This is a genomic window from Paracoccus sp. PAR01, assembly GCF_014851995.1.
Taxonomy (GTDB): Bacteria; Pseudomonadota; Alphaproteobacteria; order Rhodobacterales; family Rhodobacteraceae; genus Paracoccus; species Paracoccus litorisediminis.
This window is the reverse complement of the sequence record NZ_JACVAW010000051.1, coordinates 1-5,601: the sequence shown is the minus strand read 5'-3', so window position 1 is coordinate 5,601 and position 5,601 is coordinate 1. Positions and strand designations below refer to the sequence as shown.

Below are 5,601 nucleotides of genomic sequence, written 5' to 3'. Positions count from 1 at the left end.
ATGTTTACGCTGAGTGCGTTGGAGTTGGCGCGAGTTCAGTTTGGTTTCACGGTGTCGTTTCACATTGTGTTTCCGGCGATCACGATTGGTCTGGCGAGCTATCTGGCGGTGCTGGAGGGGTTGTGGCTGTGGACGCGGGACCGGGCCTATCTGGATCTGTGCCATTTCTGGTCGCATGTGTTTGCGGTGAACTTTGCCATGGGCGTGGTCTCGGGGCTGGTGATGGCCTATCAGTTCGGGACCAACTGGAGCTATTTCTCGGCCTTTGCCGGGTCGGTGACCGGGCCGCTGCTGGCCTATGAGGTGCTGACGGCGTTCTTCCTCGAGGCCGGGTTTCTGGGGGTGATGCTGTTTGGCTGGAACAAGGTCGGGCCGGGCCTGCATTTCTTTGCCACCGTGATGGTGGCGATCGGCACGCTGATCTCGGCCACCTGGATCCTGGCCTCGAACAGCTGGATGCAGACCCCGCAGGGCTTCGAGATCGTGAACGGCGTCGTGGTGCCGACCGACTGGCTGAAGGTGATCTTCAACCCCTCCTTCCCCTATCGGCTGGCGCATATGACGGTGGCGGCCTTTCTGTCGACGGCGCTGTTCGTGGGGGCGGCGGGGGCCTGGCACCTGCTGCGCGGCAATCAGGACCGCCGCATCCGCAAGATGTTCTCCATGGCGATGTGGATGCTGGTGGTGGTGGCGCCGCTGCAGGTGGTGATCGGCGACCAGCACGGGCTGAACACGCTGCAGCACCAGCCGGCCAAGGTCGCGGCGATGGAGGGGCATTGGCGCAACGAGCCCGGCGCGGGCGTGCCGCTGATCCTGTTCGGCTGGCCCGACATGGCCGCCGAAGAGACCCGCTACAAGCTGGAGATCCCGCGCCTGGGCAGCCTGATCCTGACCCATAGCCTGGACGGCCAGTTCAAGGGCCTGAGCGAATTCCCCCCCGAGGACCGCCCCAATGCCACGGTGGTGTTCTGGTCGTTCCGGCTCATGGTGGGCTTGGGTTTCCTGATGCTGGCCTTGGGCGGCTGGAGCCTGTGGCGGCGCTGGCGCGGCAGGCTTTACGACTGCGGCCTGTTCCTGCGGCTGGCGCTGTGGATGGGGCCTTCGGGGCTGATCGCGATCCTCGCTGGCTGGTTCACCACCGAGATCGGCCGCCAGCCCTGGGTGGTTTACGGGGTGATGCGGACCAAGGACGCGGTCTCGAACCATTCGGCGCCGGTGCTGACGGCGGTGCTGCTGGTCTTCATCGTGATGTATTTCGCGGTCTTCGGCACCGGCATCCGCTACATGCTGAAGCTGGTCGCCAAGGGGCCGCAGACCATTCCCGACCATCCGCATGATCCCGGCCCGCAATCGCAGCGCCCGGCCCGGCCGCTTTCGGCCGCGCCCGACAGCATCGACAGGCAAGGGAGGTAAGCCATGGGTATCGATCTGCCGCTGCTCTGGGCGATGATCATCGGCTTTGGCCTGATGATGTATGTGATCATGGACGGGTTCGATCTGGGCATCGGCATCCTGTTCCCCTTCGTGCGTGACCGCGACGACCGCGACGCGATGGTCAACAGCGTCGCCCCGGTCTGGGACGGCAACGAGACCTGGCTGGTGCTGGGCGGTGCGGCGCTGCTGGCGGCGTTTCCGCTGGCCTATGCGGTGATCCTCAGCGCGCTTTACCTGCCCCTGATGCTGATGCTGGCCGGGCTGATCTGGCGCGGCGTCGCCTTTGAGTTCCGCTTCAAGGCCGACGAGGCGCACAAGCCCTTCTGGGACAAGGCCTTTGCCTGGGGCTCCTATGTCGCGACCTTCTCGCAGGGGCTGGCGCTGGGGGCCTTTATCAACGGGTTCGAGCTGCGGGACGGCAGCTATGCCGGTGGGGTCTTTGACTGGCTGACCCCGTTCAGCCTGTTCACCGGGCTGGCGATGATCCTGGCCTATGCGCTGCTGGGCGCCAGCTGGCTGGTGATGAAGACCGAAGGCGCGCTGCAGGCCCGGATGCGGGAACTGGGCCGGCCGGTGACGCTGGCGGTGCTGGCCACGATCGCGGCGGTCAGCCTGTGGACGCCGCTGGCCCATCCCCAGATCGCGAGCCGCTGGTTCGCGCTGCCGAACCTGATCCTGCTGGCCCCGGTGCCGGCGCTGGTGGTGCTGACCGGTTGGGCGCTGCTGCGGGCGATGCGCCACAGCAGCAGCCACAGCGCGCCGTTCCTGCTGGCGCTGGTCCTGCTGTTTCTGGGCTATAGCGGGCTGGCGATCAGCCTGTGGCCGAACATCATCCCGCCCGGCATCTCGATCTGGCAGGCGGCGGCGCCGCCGCAAAGCATGGGCTTTGCGCTGGTCGGCGCGCTGTTCATCATCCCCTTCATCCTCGCCTATACCGCATGGTCCTATTACGTGTTCCGCGGCAAGGTGAAGGCGGGCGAGGGCTATCACTGATGGCCGCCCCGCAATCCCGGCAACCCCGGCAATGGCTGCGCCGGATCGGCTGGCTGGTGCTGATCTGGGCGGCCAGCGTGCTGGCACTGGGCGCGGTGGCGCTGCTGTTTCGCGGGGTGATGAGCATGGCGGGCATGACCGGCTGACGCGGGTTTTGGCCGAGCGGTGCGCCCGCATTCTTGACTAATTCACTCATGCTTCATAGAGCGGCGCCAATACCGGCTTTTACATGTGGATCGCTCTATGATTATTCGTCTGGCCGCCCTGACGGGCCTGCTTTGTGCCGCGCAACTGCTTCCGGCCATGGCCGATCCGATCACCGTGACCGATGTCGCCGGGCGCGAAGTCACGGTCGAGGCCCCGGCCAAGCGCATCATTCTGGGCGAGGGTCGCCAGATCTACCTGCTGGGCGTGCTGGAACGCGAGGCCCCCTTCGCCCGCGTCGTCGGCTGGCGGCAGGACCTGCTGGAGGCCGATCCCGACACTTACGCCAAATATGCCGCGAAGTTCCCCGAGCTGAAGGAGCTGCCGACCTTTGGCGGCTTCAAGGACGGCACCTTCGACGTGGAACAGGCCGCGGCGCTGAAGCCCGACCTGATCCTGATGAACCTCGAATCCAAGGCCGCGACCGAGGATGCGGGCTATGACAAGAAGCTGGGCGCGCTTGGCATTCCGATCGTCTATGTCGATTTCCGCGAAGACCCGATGGCCCATAGCGTGCAGTCGATGCAGATCATGGGCCAGCTGACCGGGCATGAGGACAAGGCGGCCGAATATGTCGACTACGTCCATGACCAGATGGCGCGCGTCACCGATGTCATCGCCAAGGCCGAGATCCAGCGCCCCAAGGTCTTTGTCGACCGCGCCGGCGGCTATTCGGACGATTGCTGCATGACCTTCGGCAATGGCAATTTCGGCGAATATGTCGAGATCGCCGGCGGCACCAACATCGCCAAGGACATCCTGCCCACCACCTTCGGCACGCTGAACCCCGAACAGATCATCGCCGCCAATCCCGATCAGGTCATCGTCACCGGCGGCAACTGGGAGGCCTATGTCCCCGGCGGCGCCTGGATCGGCGTCGGCCCCGGCGCGGATCTGGATCTGGCCCGCACCAAGCTGCAGGCGCTGACCACCCGCACCGCGATGACCGGCATCACGGCCGTCAAGACCGGTCAGGTCCATGCGATCTGGCACCAGTTCTATGACAACCCCTATTACTTCGTCGCCGTCCAGCAATTGGCCAAATGGATCCAGCCCGAGCTGTTCGCCGATCTCGACCCCGAGGCGACGCTGAAGGAACTGCACGAACGCTTCCTGCCGGTCGATTACACGCCGGGCTACTGGGTCTCATTGAATGACAAGTAAGGCGGACATTGCCGAAGTGTCCCAGGGGCGCGATTTCTATCGCGCCCTTGTGCTGCGTCGGCAGATCATCCTTGTGGGTCTTGCGCTGGCGCTGATGTTCAGCATCTGCGTCGATCTGGCGCTGGGACCGGCGCGCTACTCGCTGGGGCAGGTGCTGCAGGCGCTGATCTGGCCGTCGCAGGTCGAGGATCAGGTCCGCGTCGTGCTGTGGCAGATCCGGATGCCGGTGGCGCTGATGGCCGCGGTGGTCGGCGCCAGCCTGTCGATCGCCGGCGTGCAGATGCAGACCATCCTGAACAACCCGCTGGCCAGCCCCTTCACCCTGGGGATCTCGGCCGGGGCAGGGTTCGGCGCGGCCTTGGCCCTGGCCTTCGGCGTCAGCCTGTTCCCCTTCGCCATCGAATATGTCATCCCGATCAACGCCTTCCTGATGGCGATGCTGACCGCCCTGGCGATCTATGGCCTCAGCCTGCGTCAGGGCGTCACCAGCGAGACCATCGTGCTGCTGGGCATCGCGCTGGTCTTCATCTTCAACGCGCTGATGTCGCTGATCCAGTTCTTTGCCAGCCAGCAGGCGGTGGCGGCAGTGGTGTTCTGGACCATGGGCAGCCTGACCAAGGCGACCTGGCCCAAGCTGTGGATTTCCTTGACCGTGCTGCTGGTCGCGGCCCCCCTGCTGGCGCGCCGTGGCTGGGCGCTGACCGCGATGCGGCTGGGCGATGCCAAGGCCGAAAGCATGGGCATCCGCCCGCGCCGCTTGCGGCTGGAGGTGCTGGTGATCGTCAGCCTGCTGGCCTCGATCTCGGTGTCCTTCGTCGGCACCATCGGCTTCATCGGGCTGGTCGGCCCGCATATCGCGCGCATGCTTCTGGGCGAGGACCAGCGCTTCCTGCTGCCCGGCGCGGCGCTGTCGGGGGCGCTGATCCTGTCGGTGGGCTCGATCCTGTCAAAGATGGTCATTCCCGGAACGGTGATCCCGATCGGCATCGTCACCTCGCTGGTCGGCATCCCGTTCTTTCTGTACCTGATCCTGAACCGGAAGGCCGCGTCATGGTAAGCCTGCAACTTCAGGATCTGTCGGCGTCCTATGCCGGTCGCCCGGTGCTGTCCGGGATCTCGACCCCGGTGCTGCAGGGCGGCCAGCTGGTGGCGTTGCTGGGACCGAACGCCGCCGGGAAATCGACGCTGTTCCGGCGCATCTTCGGCCTGCTGAAAGGCGGCGGCGAGGTCCGGGTGACGGGCGCCACCGTGCCCCGCCCCATTGCCTATATGCCCCAGGACAGCGGTGCCCGCCCGGTGCTGACGGTTTACGAATCCATCCTGCTGGCCCGGATGCAGGGCCGCCGGTTGCAGGTCGCCCCCGAGGACCATGCCGAGGTCGAGCGCATCCTGGACCTGCTGGCGATCACCCATCTGCGCCAGCGCAATATCGGCGATCTCAGCGGCGGTCAGCGCCAGATGGTCAGCGCCGCGCAGGTCCTGGTGCTGAACCCGCAGATCCTGCTGATGGACGAGCCGACCTCGGCCCTGGATCTCAGCCGCCAGATCGACCTGCTGGCGCTGCTGCACCGCCTGACCCGCGAGCAGGGCCTGCTGATCATCGTCGCCCTGCACGATATCGGCCACGCCCTGCACTTCTCGGACGCGGCCATGGTCATCCAGTCCGGCCAGCTCATCGCCTGCGGCCCCACCCCCGAGGTCGTCACCCCAGACCTCCTGCGCCACGTCTTCGACGTCACCGCCCGCATCGAACCCTGCTCAAAAGGAAAACCACAACTCATCGTCGATGGAAGAGCTAGCTAGGGG

General features: G+C 65.7%; 6 protein-coding genes. All 6 read left to right on the top strand.

The genetic code is table 11. The features are described from left to right. The 6 genes from IB235_RS24320 to IB235_RS24295 all read left to right on the top strand — a co-directional run bounded on the left by IB235_RS24320 (position 1) and on the right by IB235_RS24295 (position 5,598). Positions 1 to 1,413 carry a cytochrome ubiquinol oxidase subunit I gene (locus IB235_RS24320; protein WP_192338933.1) on the top strand — a complete coding sequence of 471 codons (1,413 nt, stop codon included), beginning with the start codon at positions 1 to 3 and terminating at the stop codon, positions 1,411 to 1,413. 3 nt (positions 1,414 to 1,416) lie between these two features. Beyond that, positions 1,417 to 2,427: a cytochrome d ubiquinol oxidase subunit II gene (cydB, locus tag IB235_RS24315; RefSeq protein ID WP_192338931.1), complete on the top strand. Its 1,011-nt coding sequence runs from the start codon at positions 1,417 to 1,419 to the stop codon at positions 2,425 to 2,427. After that, a complete protein-coding gene (locus tag IB235_RS24310) occupies positions 2,427 to 2,573 on the top strand; it encodes a DUF2474 domain-containing protein (RefSeq protein WP_192338929.1) in 147 nt (48 codons plus the stop codon). Before cydB ends, IB235_RS24310 begins: the two co-directional genes overlap by 1 nt. 97 nt (positions 2,574 to 2,670) lie before the next feature. Then, positions 2,671 to 3,795, top strand: a complete 1,125-nt coding sequence (locus IB235_RS24305; RefSeq protein ID WP_225612610.1) for an ABC transporter substrate-binding protein — start codon at positions 2,671 to 2,673, stop codon at positions 3,793 to 3,795. Further along, entirely contained in the window at positions 3,785 to 4,852 is a 1,068-nt protein-coding gene (locus tag IB235_RS24300) for an iron ABC transporter permease (RefSeq protein ID WP_192338927.1), read from the top strand. The genes IB235_RS24305 and IB235_RS24300 overlap by 11 nt, the downstream gene beginning before the upstream one ends. Continuing rightward, the gene (locus IB235_RS24295; protein ID WP_192338925.1) at positions 4,846 to 5,598 is read left to right on the top strand and encodes an ABC transporter ATP-binding protein; all 753 of its coding nucleotides are present in this window, start codon (positions 4,846 to 4,848) and stop codon (positions 5,596 to 5,598) included. The genes IB235_RS24300 and IB235_RS24295 overlap by 7 nt, the downstream gene beginning before the upstream one ends. Positions 5,599 to 5,601: the final 3 nt, after the last annotated feature.

Coding starts and splice junctions, on each gene's coding strand:
- IB235_RS24300 (WP_192338927.1), top strand. CDS start 3,785: ATGACAAGTAAGGCGGACATTGCCGAAGTGTCCCAGGGGCGCGATTTC.
- IB235_RS24310 (WP_192338929.1), top strand. CDS start 2,427: ATGGCCGCCCCGCAATCCCGGCAACCCCGGCAATGGCTGCGCCGGATC.
- IB235_RS24295 (WP_192338925.1), top strand. CDS start 4,846: ATGGTAAGCCTGCAACTTCAGGATCTGTCGGCGTCCTATGCCGGTCGC.
- IB235_RS24320 (WP_192338933.1), top strand. CDS start 1: ATGTTTACGCTGAGTGCGTTGGAGTTGGCGCGAGTTCAGTTTGGTTTC.
- cydB (WP_192338931.1), top strand. CDS start 1,417: ATGGGTATCGATCTGCCGCTGCTCTGGGCGATGATCATCGGCTTTGGC.
- IB235_RS24305 (WP_225612610.1), top strand. CDS start 2,671: ATGATTATTCGTCTGGCCGCCCTGACGGGCCTGCTTTGTGCCGCGCAA.